Source organism: Paraburkholderia sp. J7 (assembly GCF_905220155.1).
In the GTDB taxonomy this organism is placed as follows: Bacteria; Pseudomonadota; Gammaproteobacteria; order Burkholderiales; family Burkholderiaceae; genus Paraburkholderia.
Genome location: NZ_CAJMYZ010000001.1, coordinates 186,224 through 202,708 on the forward strand (window position 1 = coordinate 186,224; position 16,485 = coordinate 202,708).

The 16,485-nt window shown below is 66.7% G+C and carries 15 protein-coding genes; 10 read left to right on the forward strand and 5 right to left on the reverse strand.

Annotation, left to right across the window (positions count from 1 at the left end; all coding sequences use genetic code 11):
* The first annotated feature begins 69 nt into the window (after window positions 1-69).
* Window positions 70-1,716, forward strand: coding sequence for an ABC transporter substrate-binding protein (locus tag U5A58_RS00855; protein ID WP_321959951.1), 1,647 nt, complete (start codon window positions 70-72; stop codon window positions 1,714-1,716).
* Window positions 1,717-1,971: 255 nt separating this feature from the next.
* The gene (locus U5A58_RS00860) at window positions 1,972-2,280 is read left to right on the forward strand and encodes a hypothetical protein (RefSeq protein WP_321959952.1); all 309 of its coding nucleotides are present in this window, start codon (window positions 1,972-1,974) and stop codon (window positions 2,278-2,280) included.
* Between the two features lie 88 nt (window positions 2,281-2,368).
* On the opposite strand, the gene U5A58_RS00865 is transcribed toward U5A58_RS00860, so the two are convergent.
* The 3 genes from U5A58_RS00865 to U5A58_RS00875 all read right to left on the reverse strand — a co-directional run bounded on the left by U5A58_RS00865 (window position 2,369) and on the right by U5A58_RS00875 (window position 7,211).
* Window positions 2,369-3,379, reverse strand: a complete 1,011-nt coding sequence (locus U5A58_RS00865; RefSeq protein ID WP_321959953.1) for a sulfate ABC transporter substrate-binding protein — start codon at window positions 3,377-3,379, stop codon at window positions 2,369-2,371.
* Window positions 3,380-3,533: 154 nt separating this feature from the next.
* Window positions 3,534-4,313 (reverse strand): enoyl-ACP reductase FabI, encoded by a 780-nt coding sequence (gene fabI / locus U5A58_RS00870; protein WP_321959954.1) that lies wholly within the window; start codon window positions 4,311-4,313, stop codon window positions 3,534-3,536.
* Between the two features lie 150 nt (window positions 4,314-4,463).
* Window positions 4,464-7,211 (reverse strand): DUF3141 domain-containing protein, encoded by a 2,748-nt coding sequence (locus U5A58_RS00875; protein WP_321959955.1) that lies wholly within the window; start codon window positions 7,209-7,211, stop codon window positions 4,464-4,466.
* A 516-nt stretch (window positions 7,212-7,727) separates the two neighbouring features.
* Between U5A58_RS00875 and U5A58_RS00880 the strand changes: the two genes are divergently transcribed.
* Window positions 7,728-8,669 (forward strand): bifunctional enoyl-CoA hydratase/phosphate acetyltransferase, encoded by a 942-nt coding sequence (locus U5A58_RS00880; RefSeq protein WP_321959956.1) that lies wholly within the window; start codon window positions 7,728-7,730, stop codon window positions 8,667-8,669.
* Complete coding sequence (locus tag U5A58_RS00885; protein ID WP_321907509.1) at window positions 8,666-9,922, forward strand: acetate/propionate family kinase; 1,257 nt, start codon at window positions 8,666-8,668, stop codon at window positions 9,920-9,922. Before U5A58_RS00880 ends, U5A58_RS00885 begins: the two co-directional genes overlap by 4 nt.
* 39 nt (window positions 9,923-9,961) lie before the next feature.
* Here the strand turns inward: U5A58_RS00885 and U5A58_RS00890 are convergent, their stop codons facing one another.
* Window positions 9,962-10,573: an alpha/beta hydrolase gene (locus tag U5A58_RS00890; protein ID WP_321907507.1), complete on the reverse strand. Its 612-nt coding sequence runs from the start codon at window positions 10,571-10,573 to the stop codon at window positions 9,962-9,964.
* Window positions 10,574-10,808: 235 nt separating this feature from the next.
* Between U5A58_RS00890 and U5A58_RS00895 the strand changes: the two genes are divergently transcribed.
* From U5A58_RS00895 to U5A58_RS00920, 6 genes are read left to right on the forward strand one after another with little or no spacing between them, the layout of a single operon-like run.
* Window positions 10,809-11,756 carry a glyoxylate/hydroxypyruvate reductase A gene (locus U5A58_RS00895; RefSeq protein WP_321959957.1) on the forward strand — a complete coding sequence of 316 codons (948 nt, stop codon included), beginning with the start codon at window positions 10,809-10,811 and terminating at the stop codon, window positions 11,754-11,756.
* Window positions 11,757-11,812: 56 nt separating this feature from the next.
* The gene (locus U5A58_RS00900) at window positions 11,813-12,736 is read left to right on the forward strand and encodes a hydroxymethylglutaryl-CoA lyase (RefSeq protein ID WP_321959958.1); all 924 of its coding nucleotides are present in this window, start codon (window positions 11,813-11,815) and stop codon (window positions 12,734-12,736) included.
* Window positions 12,737-12,783: 47 nt separating this feature from the next.
* Entirely contained in the window at window positions 12,784-13,290 is a 507-nt protein-coding gene (locus U5A58_RS00905; protein WP_321959959.1) for a YbaK/EbsC family protein, read from the forward strand.
* A gap of 2 nt (window positions 13,291-13,292) precedes the next feature.
* Window positions 13,293-13,541 (forward strand): DUF1289 domain-containing protein, encoded by a 249-nt coding sequence (locus U5A58_RS00910; RefSeq protein ID WP_321959960.1) that lies wholly within the window; start codon window positions 13,293-13,295, stop codon window positions 13,539-13,541.
* Window positions 13,538-13,987, forward strand: coding sequence for a MaoC family dehydratase (locus U5A58_RS00915; protein ID WP_321959961.1), 450 nt, complete (start codon window positions 13,538-13,540; stop codon window positions 13,985-13,987). The genes U5A58_RS00910 and U5A58_RS00915 overlap by 4 nt, the downstream gene beginning before the upstream one ends.
* Window positions 13,984-14,916 carry an MBL fold metallo-hydrolase gene (locus U5A58_RS00920; protein ID WP_321959962.1) on the forward strand — a complete coding sequence of 311 codons (933 nt, stop codon included), beginning with the start codon at window positions 13,984-13,986 and terminating at the stop codon, window positions 14,914-14,916. Before U5A58_RS00915 ends, U5A58_RS00920 begins: the two co-directional genes overlap by 4 nt.
* A 198-nt stretch (window positions 14,917-15,114) precedes the next feature.
* On the opposite strand, the gene U5A58_RS00925 is transcribed toward U5A58_RS00920, so the two are convergent.
* The gene (locus tag U5A58_RS00925; RefSeq protein ID WP_321959963.1) at window positions 15,115-16,416 is read right to left on the reverse strand and encodes a DUF445 domain-containing protein; all 1,302 of its coding nucleotides are present in this window, start codon (window positions 16,414-16,416) and stop codon (window positions 15,115-15,117) included.
* Window positions 16,417-16,485: the final 69 nt, after the last annotated feature.

Consider the following 16,485-nt stretch of genomic DNA (forward strand, 5'->3'; position numbering starts at 1 on the left):
TCTCCCGAATCAAACCAAGCCGCAAACAAAACGGGGCGCCGCCCGCCACCGAAGAACCACGGAGATCCCATGCGCTTCACCTCGCCCACCGCGCGCACGCTTGTACCAGGCGTACCTGGAGTATCTGGACTCGTGCTCGCAGCCGCGCTTGGCGCCGCCTGCGCGTTCGCGGCCACGCCCGCGCTCGCCAAGCCGCTGACGGTCTGCACCGAGTCGAGCCCTGATGGCTTCGACGTCGTGCAGTTCAACTCGCTCGTCACGACCAACGCTTCCGCGGACGTCATCTTCAATTCGCTCGTGGCCTACGACGAAGCGCAAAAGAAGGTCGTGCCCTCGCTCGCGGACAAGTGGGATGTGAGCGCCGACGGCCTGACCTACACGTTCCATCTGCGGCCCAACGTGGCGTTCCAGACGACCGAATGGTTCAAGCCCACGCGCACGCTCGACGCCGACGACGTGGTCTTCACGTTCGAGCGCATGCTCGACGCGAACAATCCGTGGCACAAGGTGGCTGGCGCGAGCGGCTTCCCGCACGCGCAGTCGATGGGCCTCGTGAAGCTCGTGAAGTCGGTCACGAAGGTCGATGCGAACACGGTCAAGTTCGAGCTCAACGAGCCGAACGCCACGTTCCTCTCGATCCTCACGATGGGCTTCGCGTCGATCTATTCGTCCGAGTACGCCGACCAGTTGCTCAAGGCCGGCAAGCAGGTCGACCTCAACGCGAAGCCGGTGGGCACGGGCCCGTTCGTGCTCAAGAGCTACACGAAAGACGCGCTGATCCGCTACGACGTGAACCCGGCCTACTGGGGGCCGAAGCCGAAGGTGGACCGCCTGATCTACGCGATCACGCCCGACGCCGCCGTGCGCGCGCAGAAGGTGAAGGCCGGCGAATGCCAGATCGCGCTCTCGCCCAAGCCCCAGGACGTGAGCGCAGCGAAGCAGGACAGCTCGCTGAAGGTGGTGGAAACGCCCGCGTTCATGACTGCGTTCGTTGCGCTCAACACGCAGAAGAAGCCGCTCGACAACCAGAAGGTGCGCCAGGCGCTGAACATGGCGTTCGACCGCACCACCTACCTGAAGACGGTGTTCGACAACACGGCCACGCCCGCGACGAACCCGTGGCCGCCCATCACCTGGGGTTACGACAAGTCGATCCAGCCGTACCCGTATGACCCGGCGAAGGCGAAGCAGCTGCTCGCCGACGCGGGCCTGGCGGGCGGCTTCTCGACGACGCTCTGGGTGCGCCCGAACGGCAGCGTGCTGAACCCGAACCCGCGCGCGGGCGCCGAGCTGCTGCAGGCCGATTTCGCGAAGATCGGCGTGAAGGCCGAGATCAAGGTGATCGAGTGGGGCGAGCTGATCAAGCAGGCGAAGCAGGGCCAGCACGACACGCTCTTCATGGGCTGGGCCGGCGACAACGGCGACCCCGACAACTATCTCTCGCCGCTCTTTAGCTGCAATGCGGTGCAGTCGGGCATCAACTTCGCGCGCTTTTGCGATCCGCAGCTCGACAAGCTGATCGCCGACGGCAAGGCCACCGCCGATCAGGCCAAGCGCGTGAAGCTCTACGAAACCGCCCAGCAGATCATCCACGACCAGGCGCTGTGGATTCCGCTTGGCTACCCGACCGCCGCCGCGATCACGCGTACGAACGTGAGCGGCTATCAGGTGAGCCCGTTCGGCCGCCAGAACTTCGCGAGCGTCGCGGTGCAGTAACGGCAGCATTCACTGCGAGTGCGAGCCGGGCGTTTCGCGCCCGGCTCGCCAATTACAGACCTGCCCCGACGATCACGAATTGAAACATCGCCGCCTGCGCCAAACCCGCGCAAGCCCCGCCACAAGCGGGCAAGCGACCTTTCCTCCCATTACCGCCCGTAAAATTCGCGCGCAGTTTGTTGCAGTTTGGTAACTCAAGCGGGCGAGCGCCTGGCTACATTGAACCCATCGAATCTTCAACCGAAGGGGCTCAAAATGAAAACCAAACTCTTTGCCGCACTGGGTGCTGGAGCGCTTGTCCTGGCCGCCTCGCAAACCGCGATGGCCGGTGTGGTAGTCGGCCTGAATGTCGGCGTGCCCGCTCCGGTTTATGTTGCACCCGCTCCGGTTTATGTTGCACCCGCGCCGGTTTATGTCGCGCCGCGTCCGGTCTACGTCGCGCCGCCCGTGCGCGTGGGCTACGCGCCGCCGGCTATCGTGGTCGGCTGGCACGGCGACCGCTACTGGGACGGCCATCGCTGGTACGGCCGCCGCGAATGGAATGGCCATCGCGGCTGGTACTAAGCCGGTTTAGCGCCGCGACCGGCGCCACAAACGAAAACGCCTCGCAGATGATTTGCGAGGCGTTTTTTCATGCGCGGCTGGACGCGTGTTACTTGCGGTCCGCCACGATTTGATCGAACGTGCCGCCATCGGCGAAATGCGTGGCCTGCGCGTTCTGCCAGCTGCCGAACACCTGCTCGACCGTGAATGTCTTGATCGACTTGAACTCGTTTGCGTGCTTCGCTAGCACGGCGGCATCGCGCGGACGCAGATGGTGCTGCGCGATGATCTCCTGCGCGGCGGGCGAATACAGATAGTCGAGATACGCCTGCGCGGTCTTGCGCGTGCCGCGCTTGTCCACGACCTTGTCGACGATCGTCACCGGCGGCTCCGCCAGCAAGCTCACCGAGGGATAGACCGCTTCGAAGTCCTTCGCACCCACGCCCGTATCGATGAGCGCCACTTCGTTTTCGAAGGTCACGAGCACGTCGCCGATGCCGCGCTGCGTGAACGTCGTCGTCGCGCCCCGGCCGCCCGCGTCGAGCACCGGCACGTTCTTCAGCAGGGCGCGCTCGAAGTCGAGCGCCTGCGCGTCGCTTGCGCCTTGTTGCTTGCGGTAGCCCCATGCGGCCAGATAAGCGTAGCGGCCATTGCCCGAGGTCTTCGGGTTGGCGATCACGACCTGCACGCCGGGCTTTGCGAGATCGTCCCAATCCTTGATGTGTTTGGGATTGCCCTTGCGCACGAGGAACACCATCGTCGTCGTATAGGGCGCGCTCGCGTCGGGCAGACGCGTGCGCCAGTTCGCGGGCACGAGATGGCCCTGCTGCGCGAGCAGGTCGATGTCGTTGGGCTGGTTCATCGTCACGACGTCGGCTTGCAGGCCTTGCAGCACCGAGAGCGCCTGCGCGCTCGAAGCGCCGTGCGACTGCTTGATCGACAGGGTCTCGCCGGTCTTCTTCTGATAGTCGGCGATGAAGCTCGCGTTGATGTCCTTGTACAGCTCGCGCGTCACGTCGTACGAGACGTTCAAGAGCGACGTTTCGGCATGCGCCGCCGCTGCGCTCAATGCGATGATGCCCGCGCCGACCCAGCGCGCCGTGCGTCCCAAACCTGCCATGGTGATCCCCGTCTGTCGTTGAAAGGCGTTTCGGCCTGCTTGCATGATTTTCGTAAGCAGGCCGAACGCTCGATTCTAGCGAGCCGGGGCGCACCGCTTATACCGATGCGAGCTTTGCTATTCGGCTTTCGTGCTAAGCGTGCTAAGCGTGCTCTTACGCCATGATGTGTGCGCCGCCGTCGATGTACACGGTGTTGCCGCTCATGCGGCGCGCGTAGCGCGTGGCCAGATACGCGGTGGCATAACCCACGTCCATGATGTCGACGAGTTCGCCAAGCGGTGCGCGGTCCACGGCCTCCGCGAGCATGCGGTCGAAGTCGGGCAGGCCCGAGGCCGCGCGCGTCTTGAGCGGCCCCGGCGAGATGGCGTGCACGCGAATGCCGAGCGGCCCGAGTTCAAACGCGAGATAGCGGCACGACGCTTCGAGCGCCGCCTTCACCGGGCCCATGAGGTTGTAGTTGGGCACGACGCGGTTCGCGCCGTCGTAGCTCATGGCGAACAGTGTGCCGCCGTGCGGCATGAGCGGTGCGGCGCGCCTGGCCATACGGATGAACGAGTGGCACGACACGTCCATCGCATAGGCGAAGCCCTGCGCCGACGAATCGAGCAAACCGCCCTGCAGATCTTCCTTCGGCGCATAGGCGATGGAGTGCAGGACGATGTCGAGCGCGCCCCACGTGTCGCGCACGGCATCGAACACGGCATCCAGTTGCCCGTCCTCCTCGACGTTCAGCGGCAGCAGCAACTGCGCGCCCAGTTCGTTGGCGAGCGGTTCGACGTAGGGCCTGGCCTTGTCGTTCAGATAGGTGACGGCGAGTTGCGCGCCAAGATCGGCAAATGCGCGGGCGCATCCGTAAGCGATTGAATCCGCGTTCGCGATGCCGGTGACGAGCGCGCGCATGCCGGCAAGCGGCCTTTCGGGAGGGGTATGCATGGCTGACCTCGCAGTGGATGACGGCCAGTGACGGCCGCGGATGCAGTTGCCGATCTGGCGGCCGATGTGCCGGCATCAAAACGACGCGCCGCATCGGCAGGGATGCGGCGCGTCGAGGTGACACTGGAATGGACTGCTCTTTGCTCTTCCTTACTCGCCCGCGCTGCGCGTCGCGCGGCGGCGCGTGGCCGTCGCGCCCGCGGCGCGCGTAGCAGTGGGCGTGGACGCCGCGCGCGAGCGGCGCGCCGCCGATTTGGCGGCAACCGGCGCCTTCTTCGCTTCGACCGGTTCCGCCGCCTTCACCTTCACGCCGGCGCGCGCCGCACGAATGTGTTTTGCCGGGGCGGCGCTTTCGCTCGCTGCGGCGGCCTTCGTGCGGGAGGCCCTCGCGGGAGCCACCGGGGCTTCAGGTTCCTCAGCTTGTGCGGCGGCGGATGCCTTGACGCCCGGCTCCAGGCTAGTGTCGCCCGCCGCACCGCCGCCAGCGCCAGAAACGCCGCCGCCATCCGACGACGACCCGCCGCCATCGAGCGGCGGCAAGCCCGTCTTCTCGCTGCCCGGCTCGACGCCCAGCGCACGCTGCACGTCGCGATAGCGCTCGCGCCGCTCGCCTTCGAGCGGCCCGGACACGGTCGCGATGCGGTACACGGCCGCGAGCAGCGCGCGGCGCAACTTCATGTCGGGCACGATCTCGGGCAAGGCCTCGATCGCCGCCTGCGGGTCGAGCTGCACGATCGCGCCCTGGCGGCGCGCCGCTTCCTTGAGCTCGGCAATGCTCGGCTGACGATCCCCGAGATACTCGCGCGCGAGTTCACGCATGCGCTGGAACGGCCGGTACTGCACGGTATGCATTTCGTCGACGATGTACGCGGCAATGCGCATGAACGCGTCGACGAGCGTGCCCTTCGTGAGATGCGCGCGCGCCGCGCGCAAACGATACTGCGCAAGTTCCTTGCGCAGCGCCATGAGCGGCGGCGCAATCGGCTCGAGCGGCTGGTTCGGCGTCACGCCCACCCAGGCCTGCACCCACGGCGCGGTGTAGACGTTGTAGAAGGTGCTTTCGATCCAGGCGTCGCGCGCGTCGCGGTACGCATCCAACGACGCCTCGATGGTGGCCGAAGCCTGCTTTTCGAGCAGCGTGAACGGATTGTCGGGGGCGACCGGCTTGCGATGTTCCCGCACCGCTTGCGCCACGGCGGGCAGCACGCCCAGCGCGGGGTTCGCGTCGCTGATCACGCTGCGCTCCACGCGCGAGGGGTGCGACTCGCGCAGCGCATGCGCGCTGTACGCATTGCTCGACGCGCGCACGAACGGCGAAACGACCAGGTCATAGAGACGCTGGTTGTTCTCCGCAAAACGGCGCACCACTTCGAAGGGCTGCTCGTCGTCGCGGCCGTCGTCGAGCGCGAGAATGTCTTCGATCGTGCGGCGCTCGAAGCGGATCTCGTAGCGCCCTTCGAGCGCTTCGAGCCGCCCGGCTTCCGGCGTCGAGTCGGTGATCTTCGCTTCGTAAAGGCCCGGTGGCAGCACGTCGATCAGGTCGAGCGCCGAGAATAGTTCGGTGTGCTCCTTATTGGCCACGCTCGCCGAAACGAAGATGCCGAGGTGCCCCACCTTGTCGTGCAGGCAGTACACGATCACCTGCTCGTTGGCGACGATCTCGTCGACGCTCGCATACAGGTCGGGAATCCAGTTCAGCGCCTGCTGCGGCGGCGTGATGTTGTCGCCCCAGGAGGCGAGCACGATGATCGGCGTGCGGATGTTGCGCAGGTCCACCGGCGAACGCGCGTTCTTCGCGAACACTTCGTTGCGCGTGAGGTGATTGCCCACGAACAGGTTTTGCACGATCCAGTCGATCTCGGCACGGTTCAACTGGAAATGGCCGCCCCACCAGCGCTCGAATTCGAGGAAGCGCTCGCGCTCGGAATCGACCCTCGAATAGAGGTTGTAGAGCTTGCCCCAGTACGTGTTGGCCGGATTCAGGTACTCGAAGTTCTGCACGAGATACGCGCCGTCGAAGCGGCCGTCGCCGAGATCCGCCGCGAGCGACGACATCCACGAGCCGCCCAGCATGCCGCCCGAATAGCGCATGGGGTTCTTGCCGCGCACGCCGGCCCAGTACGACAGCGGCGAACCGGCGAGCATGAGCGGGCCGACCAGCGCGGGCGCGGAAGCCGCGAGCAGCGCCGCGGCCCAGCCGCCCTGGCAGTTGCCAATGATGAACGGCAGACCGTCCGCGTCGGGATGCAGGTCGCGCACGCGTTGCACGAACACGCCCTCGGCCTGCGCGACCGACTGGATCGTCTGCGTTTCGCAGGGCACCGGGAAGAAGGTCACGAAGTAGCACGGGTGCCCCTTGCGCAGCGCGATGCCGACTTCGCTGTCCATCTTGAACCCGGCAATGCCGGGGCCGTGGCCCGCACGCGGATCGATCACGACGAACGGGCGCATGCGCGGGTCGGTCGGCACGCCCTCTTCGGGCTTGATGCGCAGGAGAGCGTAGTTGCAGGGATCGTCGAGTTCGCGGCCGTCGACAACCACTTCGTAGTCGAACGCGAGCACGGGCGGCATGCCCGCCTGCTCGTGCACATACGTCTGGTTGCCGCGCTCGCGCAGCACGTCGAGGAACAGGACGCTGCGCTGCCAGGCGTCGTAGAGGTAGTCGTAGAGCGGTTGCGCGGGCATAGGCGTGGCCTGCGCCGACTCGATGGCCTGGGTGACAACTGAAGAGACAGCCGAAGCCGCTTCGGTCAGCGGCGTGCGGGGCGATGACGCCTCGTCGGACGCGCCCGCGAGGGGCCAGAAAGACGCGAAGGGCCAGAAAGACGCGCCCGATGCGAACGTGGGCAAAAAGGAAAACGGCGACGAAAGCTGCGGCGAGGAGGGGGAAACTGCCACGAGACGAATCTCCTTTAAGGGAGCGCCTGCTCGCCTCGCGGCAAGCAAGCGCCAGGCCGGCGCGGGTTGTGGACGCGCGCCTTCACGACGGATGGCGCGCGAGGCCTGACCGTTGCCCGCGCCGCCCTCGCGCGGGCGGCATTGCGGACGACGGGGCCGGCAAAGATATTCACGGCGGACATGCACGGCCGCGCGCGCGTTCCTTGCGCCTCGCGGCCGCGACATGAAAAGAGCCAGATCATGTTGCACTGCGGCATCTAAAAAGTTAGGCGGCGACATGCCGAAAGTCAAGGCACACCGCGGCCCCAAGTGCCTGCTCCATGATCACCTCGCGCTGTGAACGAAGCGTGACAGGCGTGCCGGCCAACGCTTCGTGTGGCGTGTCACGATGTCGCGGCACGCTGGCGCGCATCTGGCCGACTGCGTCACTCACGCTGGTCTACACTGTTACGGCTTTGCGCGCCGCAGCATGGTTCGAACGCAGTGGTTCAAACGCAGGTCCTCGTGGAGACCGCCATGACGTCATCGCCCGACAAGTATTCGGTTCTGCTCGCCCGTTGCGGCGGCCTCGCGCCCGTGCCCACCGCCGTGGCGCATCCCTGCGACGTGTCCTCGCTCACCGGCGCGCTCGACGCTGCCAACCTCGGCTTGATCGTGCCGATCCTGGTGGGCCCCGAAGCGAAGATCCGCGCGGTGGCCGAGGAAGCCGACCTGCGCCTCGACGGCATCACCATCATCGACGCGCCGCACAGCCACGCCGCCGCCGAACTCGCGGTGCGCGCCGTGCGCGAAGGCGACGCCGAACTGCTCATGAAGGGCAGCCTGCACAGCGACGAGCTGCTGCACGAAGTCGCGCTCGGCGCGAACGGCCTGCGCACCGAGCGCCGCCTCTCGCACGTGTTCGCGATGGACGTGCCGTCGTACCACAAGCCGATCTTCATTACGGACGCGGCCGTCAACATCTTCCCGAAGCTCGCCGACAAGGCCGACATCGTGCGCAACGCGATCGATCTCGTGCAGGCGCTGGGCGTCGGCACGCCCAAGGTCGCCATTCTCGGCGCGGTCGAAACCGTGTCCGAAAAGATGCCCTCCACCATCGACGCCGCCGCGCTCTGCAAGATGGCCGACCGCGGCCAGATCACGGGCGGCCTGCTCGACGGGCCGCTTGCCTTCGACAACGCGATCAGCGCCGAGGCCGCGCGCATCAAGGGCATCACGTCGCCCGTGGCCGGCGACCCCGACATCCTGCTCGTGCCCGACCTCGAAGCGGGCAACATGCTCGCCAAGCAACTCACCTTCCTTGCCGGTGCGGAAGCGGCCGGCATCGTCCTCGGCGCGCGCGTGCCAGTCATCCTCACGAGCCGCGCCGACAGCGTGCGCTCGCGCATCGGCAGCTGCGCGATCGCCGTACTGCTCGCACACGCGCGGCGCTCGCGCAAAGCAACGGAGATCCTGTGAGCAGCGTCCAAGCCCAGCCGGCCGATCAAGGCCACGTCGTGCTCGTCGTGAATGCGGGTTCGTCGAGCATCAAGTGTTCGGTGTATCGCGTGATCGAAGACGACCACGTGGAAGGCGGTGCGCGCGCGCTGCATGGCGCGGGCGGGCAGATCGAGGGCATCGGCGTCGCGCCGCGCGTGGTCGCGCATATGGCCGACGGTCGCCTGATCGTCGACGAGAAGTTTCCGGTCGCCCAGGTCGCCGATCACGACGCCGCGTTTCGGCTTCTGCGCCTCGTGCTCGCCGTGGGCCTGCGCGACACGCCGCCCGCCGCGATCGGTCACCGCGTGGTGCACGGCGGTGCGCGCTACGCCGACGCCGTGCTCATCAACGACGAAGTGATCCAGGAACTCGACGCGCTCACGCCGCTCGCCCCCCTGCATCAGCCGCACAATCTCGCCGCGATTCGCGCGGTGCGCCAGGCCGCGCCCGAACTGCCGCAGGTCGCGTGCTTCGACACCGCGTTCCATGCGGGCAACGACATCATGGCGCAGCTTTTCGCACTGCCCTACAGCTACTACGGCGAGGGCGTGCGGCGCTATGGCTTTCACGGCCTCTCGTACGAGTACATCGCCAAGCACATGCATCAGGTCGCGCCCGACATTGCGCGCGGGCGCGTGATCGTCGCGCACCTGGGCAACGGCGCGAGCCTGTGCGCGATGAAGGACGGCAAGAGCGTGGAGACGACCATGGGTCTCACCGCGCTCGACGGCCTGCCCATGGGCACGCGCTGCGGCGCGCTCGACGCGGGCGCCGTGCTCTGGATGATCGCGAAGGGCATGGATTACCACGCCATCGAGAAGGTGCTGTATCAGGAGTCGGGCCTCAAGGGCTTGTCGGGACTAAGCAGCGACATGCGTGAGCTGCTCGCGAGCGGCAGCGACCGGGCGAAACTCGCGATCGACTTCTATACGTATCGCATTGCGCAGGAGGTGGGCAAGCTCGCGGTGGTGCTGGGCGGCCTCGATGGCCTCGTGTTCACGGCGGGCATCGGCGAGCACGCCGCGCCCATACGCGCGCAGGTATGCGAGCGCCTCGCGCCGATTTTCGGCACCGTGCTCGACGCGCAAGCCAACGAGGTGGGCAGCAGTCAGGGCAATGAACGGGTGAGCGCGCGCGAAAGCCGCGTGCCGGTATTCGCGATCCGCACCGACGAAGAAGGGATGATCGCACTCCACACGGCGCGGTTGTTGCGCTCGGCGCTCAAGCACTGAGCGCGAGGAACGCTGAACCGCAGTTTGCTGTGGCTCGGCTCAGGCGTACGCCGGACCGCTCTGGTCGAACGCCTCGTCGCGCAGCCGCCCTGGTGCTGCGCCGTGGATCAGCGTATCGACGAAATACTTCGCGCGCGGCCACGGGCCGAAGCCTGCCGCCGTGTTGATGTGTCCTGCATCGCCAAGGTTCACGAACGTGCTGCCCAACTGCTGCGCAAGCGCGCGGGCGCCTTCGAGCGGCATCCACGGATCGGTTTCGCTGCCGATGAGAATGGACGGCACGGGAAGCTGCCGCGCCTCGAATGCGCCGGCGAAGCGGAACTTCTCGGGACTCGCGGGCGCAACGAACAGCACGCCCGCAATGTCGGCGCCGTTTTCCCCCAGCACGCCCGTATGTAGCGCATGCGCCGTCACAAGGCAGCCGAAGCTGTGCGCGGCCAGCAGGAACGGGCCGCGCTCCCCGGCGAGCCGCCGCGCGAGCGCCGCGCCCCAAACCGCGAGATCCGGCGCGTCCCAGTCGTCCTGCTCCGCGCGCAGCGAGCGCGCGAACTGCCGTTCGAGCCAGCTCTGCCAGTGGGCGCCGTCGCTGCCGTGCAGGCCCGGCACGGTGACGAGGCGGGGCGGCCAACGCATTTGCGCGCACGAAAGCATGATTTTTTCCTCGCTGGAACACGGCGTGAAGGGATTGTGGCTTGCAAGCCGCGCGCGCCGAACCAATTTTTTTTGCTTAGCTTTTCCGCGCCCTAGCAGCGGCCCGGCGGGAGGCACGCCGCGCCGCGATTTGCCCGGCGGCCGCAGGCCCGAAAAAGTAGAATGGTGCCAGTGCACGCGGCGCTACCGTGCCGCTGGCAGCCACACCCGCATACCAGGGACAGGTTCACCCATCATGAAGATCATTTTCTGGTTCCCGCAGACCGACGCCTCCACATGGCTGCACGGCCTCGCGCGCGCCCTGCCCGACGCCGAGTTGCGCGAGTGGCAGCCCGGCGACACCGATCCCGCCGATTACGCAGTCGTCTGGCACCCGCCGCGCGAGCTTTTCGGCGTGCCGGGCCTGCGCGCCATCTTCAATCTGGGCGCGGGCGTCGACGCGATCCTCGCCCACGAACGCGAGCGGCCGGGCACGCTGCCGGGCACCGCCATGCTCGTGCGGCTCGAAGACTCGGGCATGGGCCGGCAAATGAGCGAGTACGTGCAGCACGCCGTGCTGCGCTACCTGCGCCGCTTCGACGAATACGCGCTCGCGCAGGCGCGCCGCGAATGGCACGTGCTGGCGCCGCATCCGCACGAAACCTTCACGGTGGGCGTGCTCGGCCTTGGCGTGCTGGGCGCGCAGGTCGCGCACGCGGTCGCCTCGCTCGGCGTGCCGGTGCGCGGCTTTTCGCGCAGCGCGAAGACGATCGAGGGCATCGAAACGTTTTCGGGCGAGCTGCATGGCGAGCAGTTCGACGCCTTCCTCGACGGCGTCAAGGTGCTCGTGAACCTGCTGCCCGCCACACCCGACACCGAAAGCGTGCTCAACGCGCGCACCTTCGTCAAGCTCCCGCGCGGCGCGTATCTCGTGAACGTGGCGCGCGGCACGCATCTGGACGAACAGGACCTGCTCGACGCGCTCGCCAACGGCACGCTCGCGGCGGCCACGCTCGACGTGTTCCGCGAAGAGCCGCTACCGCCCGATCATCCCTTCTGGCGCGAGCCGCGCATCACGATCACGCCGCACAGTTCGGCGCTCACGTTGCGCGACGAAGCGATCTCGCAGGTCGCCGACAAGATCGGCGCGCTCGCTCGCGGCGAAACCGTGAGCGGCGTGGTGCACGTCGGGCGCGGTTACTGAACGCCGGAGCATCGAAGCATCGCAAGGCATTTCAAATATTCGTTGGAGACACGGCAATGGCATTACCCACCGCAGTGAAGATCGTCGAAGTCGGGCCGCGCGACGGCCTGCAAAACGAGAAAGAATTCGTTGCCACCGCAACGAAGATCGAGCTCATCAACCGGCTATCGGCCGCAGGCTTTCCGAACATCGAAGCCGCCTCGTTCGTCTCGCCCAAGTGGGTCCCGCAGATGGCAGACGGCGCCGACGTCATGGCCGGCATCGAGCGCCGCGCGGGTGCGATCTACTCGGTCCTCACGCCGAATTTGCGCGGCTTCGAAGGCGCGCTCGCCGCGCGTGCGGACGAAATCGTGATCTTCGGCGCAGCGAGCGAGGCGTTCTCGCAGAAGAACATCAACTGCTCGATCGCGGAAAGCATCGAGCGCTTTGCGCCCGTGGCGCAAGCCGCGAAGGAGCACGGCGTGCGCATTCGCGGCAGCGTGTCGTGCTCGCTCGGTTGCCCGTATCAGGGCGAAGTGCCGGTCGCTTCGGTCGTCGACGTGGTGGAGCGCTTCGCCGCGCTCGGCTGCGATGAGATCGACATTGCCGACACCATCGGCGTGGGCACGGCCAGGCGCGTGCACGAAGTGTTCGAAGCGGTGACGAAGGTGTTTCCGCGCGAGCGGCTCTCGGGCCACTTCCACGACACCTACGGCCAGGCGCTCGCCAACATCTACGCGGCGCTCGAAGAAGGCATCGCCATTTTTCACGCGTCGGTCGCGGGTCTTGGCGGCTGCCCGTACGCGAAGGGCGCCACGGGCAACGTCGCGACCGAAGACGTGCTGTACCTCATGAACGGCCTCGGCATTCAAACCGGCATCGACCTGAACCAGGTGGTGGCGGCGGGCGACTTCATCTCGACCGCCATCGGCCGGGCGAACGTCTCGCGCGCGGGCAAGGCGCTGCTCGCGAAGGCGCGCAGCGAAGCCGCCTGCTCGTGACGCGCGATGCATCGAATATCGAATCGCAGTACGAAGGAAATCAACTCATGACGGAAACCCTCGACAACCTCGACGCCCTGCCCGACTCCGCGCGCCGTGTGGCCCTGATGCTGCGCGAGCGCGGGCACGCCAAGCCGGTCGTGATGCTGCCGGAAACCGGCAAGACGTCCGCCGAAGCTGCTGCGGGCCTTGGCTGCGAAGTCGCGCAGATCGCCAAGTCGATCCTGTTCCGCCGCCGCGAAGACGATGCGCCCGTGCTCGTGATCGCGAGCGGCGCAAACCGCGTGGACGAAAAGAAAGTGGCTGCGCACGTGGGCGAAATCGGCCGCGCCGACGCGAAGTTCGTGCGCGAGAAGACCGGCTATGCCATTGGCGGCGTGTGCCCGATCGGTCACGCCACGACGCCCGTCACGCTGATCGACGCCGATCTGTTCGAACTCGAAAGCCTGTGGGCCGCTGCAGGCCATCCGCATGCGGTGTTCAACCTCTCGCCACAGGAGCTCGAAGCGCTGACCGGCGCGCCCGTGGTGGACGTCGCGCTGCGCGACGCGTGAGCATGACCGCGATTCACGACAGCGCAGACAGCGTCGTGCCGCCGCCCTCGCCTTGCATCAACATCTGCCGCATGGATGAGCGCAGCGGCTTGTGCGAGGGGTGTCTGCGCACGATCGACGAAATTGCCAGCTGGTCCACGCTCGACGAAGCGGCAAAGCGCGCCGTCTGGGATGCGATCGACGCGCGGCACGCCGAATGGGTTGCGCAGCGCTTCAAATCGCAAGGGCGAGCGCAAGGAGAAAAACAATGAACGCGCCCGCCCGCGTCGTCACGCTCGGGGAAACGTTCCGTTCGACGCTTCAGCTCACGCCCGAATCGGTGAAATCGTTCGGACTGCTCGTGAACGACCTGAACCCGTTGCACCACGACGAAGCGTACGCCGCGCAAAGCCGCTTTGGTGGCCTCATTGCTTCGGGCACGCAGCCCACCGCGCATTTCATGGCGCTGCTCGCCACGCACTACTCGCAGTACGCGCAGCCGCTCGGGCTCGAATTCGACATGAAGCTCAAGCGCGCCGCACACGCGCACGACACGATCACGTTCGAATGGCGCGTGGAAGAAGCGTGGTGGAAGCCTAGCCTGAACGGTGACCTCGTGAAGCTAGCGGGCGAGGCCGTGAACCAGAAAGGCGAAGTGCTCGTGGTGGGCCGCGCGACGATCCTCGTCATGCCGAAACCGGAGCACGCGCAAGCATGAGTGCAACGCCCGCACTCCCTGAATCGATCCGCGTTTTCGAGCGCGGCTGGCTCTCGTCGAACAACGTGCTGCTCGTCGACGAGGCGCGCGCCGCACTCGTCGATACCGGCTACGCCACGCACGCCGAACAAACCCTCGCGCTCGTGCGCCACGCGCTGGGCCCGCGAGCGCTCGACCTGATCGTCAACACGCACCTGCATTCGGACCATTGCGGCGGCAACGCGCAGCTGCAGGCGCACTGGCCCTGCGCGACGCTCATTCCGGCTGCAAGCGCGGCGATCGTGCGCGACTGGGACGAAGCGCGTTTGAGCTTTCTCGCCACCGGGCAGACCTGCGAGCGATTCGCGTTCACAGGCACGCTCGCGGCGGGCGAACAGCTCACGCTGGGCGGCTTCGAATGGGAGGTGATCGGCGCACCGGGGCACGACCCCGACTCGGTGATGCTCTATGCTGCCGGGCCGCGCCTGCTCATCAGCGCGGATGCGCTTTGGGAACACGGCTTCGGCGTGATTTTTCCCGAGCTCGACGGCGCAAGCGGTTTCGCCGAGCAGCAAGCGGTGCTGGAAGCCATTGCGAAGCTCGACGTGCGCACGGTCATTCCCGGCCACGGCAAGCCGTTCGCTAACGTCGAAGCGGCACTCGAGCGCGCGTTTTCACGCCTTGCCTGGCTGCGCGCCGACCCGGCACGCAACGCGAAGAACGCGCTCAAGGTGCTGATCGTCTTCAAGCTGCTGGAGGTACGTGCGATGACTTTCGACTCGCTCATGACGATGCTCGAAAGCGCCGCCTGCCTGCGCGCCGCGGCGCAGCAGCTCGCCCCGCGAGGCGCGTGGCCGGCGCTGCTGCGCGAGCTGGCCGGGGAGCTGGCGAAGAGCGGCGCGCTGATCGCGAATGGCGAGCGACTCGAAGCCCCGGCGGCAGCGGTCTAGCCGGGCCGCATAAAAAGGCGAAAAAAAACGCTCGTCCGTTTCCGAACGAGCGTTTGAATTAGCTCTGACGTGATCAAACTGTCAAACCATGATACTCGCGCCAAAAATCCCGAAGCATCGGTGATTTCCCTACAGATGACCTACGGCTGCGGTTTCACGCGCCTCTGCCCGGGTGATTGATCTGGAATACGAATCAAATCAGTAACCCATCTTCAGCCGCGCAAGCTCGAACAGATGCGAGCACAGATAGAGGCCCAAGCCGATCGCGCCGCCGATCACCGTGCCGTTCACGCGAATTTCTTGCAGATCCTTGCCGATTTTGAGCTCGATGAGCCGCGCCGTTTCGCGCGTGTCCCAGTTCTGCACGGTGTCGCGGATGTGATGCGTGAGATAGCGCGCGAAGTCGGGCGCCATGGCGCGCGCGGCGTCCTCGAGGTGACCGTTGAGCGAGGCGCGCAGCTCGGCGTCGGCGGCAAGCGTCTCGCCTAGCCACCGGCCCGTTGCGGCCACCTTCGCGTGCAGTTCGGAGTCCTCTCGCGCGAGATCATCGCGCAGCCACGCGCGCAGACTGTCCCACAGCGCGCGCGTGTACTCGTTGAGCGCGCTGCCCTCGCGCAGGCTCGCCTTCAGCTCCTCGCCTTTGCGCAGGAAGGCCGGATCGCTCTTGAGCTGCACGATCAGCTTTCCCACCACTTCGTCGAACTTCCGGCGCAGATGATGCTCGCGATCCCCGCTCACCTGCAGCAGCAGCCGGTTCACCGCGCTCTCCACCACGCGCGCGCCGCTCTCGCCAATCCACTCCGTTGGCAGAAACTTCTCGGTCGTCGGATAGTCGCTCTTGAGCCAATCGACGATGGCCGTTGCGACGAACGCGCGCGTACCCTCGTCGCGCAGCAGCGTGCCGAGCTGGTCGAGCACCTGGTCAAGCAGTTCCTGGTGGCGGCCGTCTTTGGTGAGCGTGTCGAGAATCGCGCCCGCCGACTTCGAGAGATCGACGCGCTCGAGTGCGGCATGCAGGCCCTCGCGAATGAAGTTCTGGATGCGCGCGTCGTCGGTGAGGCCGAGCACGCCCGACATCATGCGCACCGCGTAATTGCCCAGGCGCTGCGCGTTGAGCGGCGCGCTCAGCCACGTGCCAAGCCGCTCGACCGGGTCGTGACGGCGGATCAGACCGACGAGCGAGCCCACGTCGAGAAATTTGTCGCGCACGAAGTTGGCAAGCTCGTCGGCAATGCGGTCCTTGTTGCGCGGAATCACGCCCGTGCGCGCCGAAACGAACGGAATCGGCACGCGGCGAAACAGCGCGACTACGGCGAACCAGTCGGCGAGCGCGCCAACCATGGCGGCTTCGCTCACGGCCTTCACGCCATCGATCACGATGCCGGGCGGCGACAGCGCCGTGCCGACGAACACGGCCGCCGCACCGAGCAGCAGCAGCAGCGCGCGGCGCTTGGCGCGCGCGAGTTCGGCTTCGTCCTGGTTGGCGGGAAATTGCGTCATGCGGGGAAAAGGTCGCGGGTTCGAACCGCGCCATTATGCGGCCAGGGCGGCCACCCTCACATGGCGAAG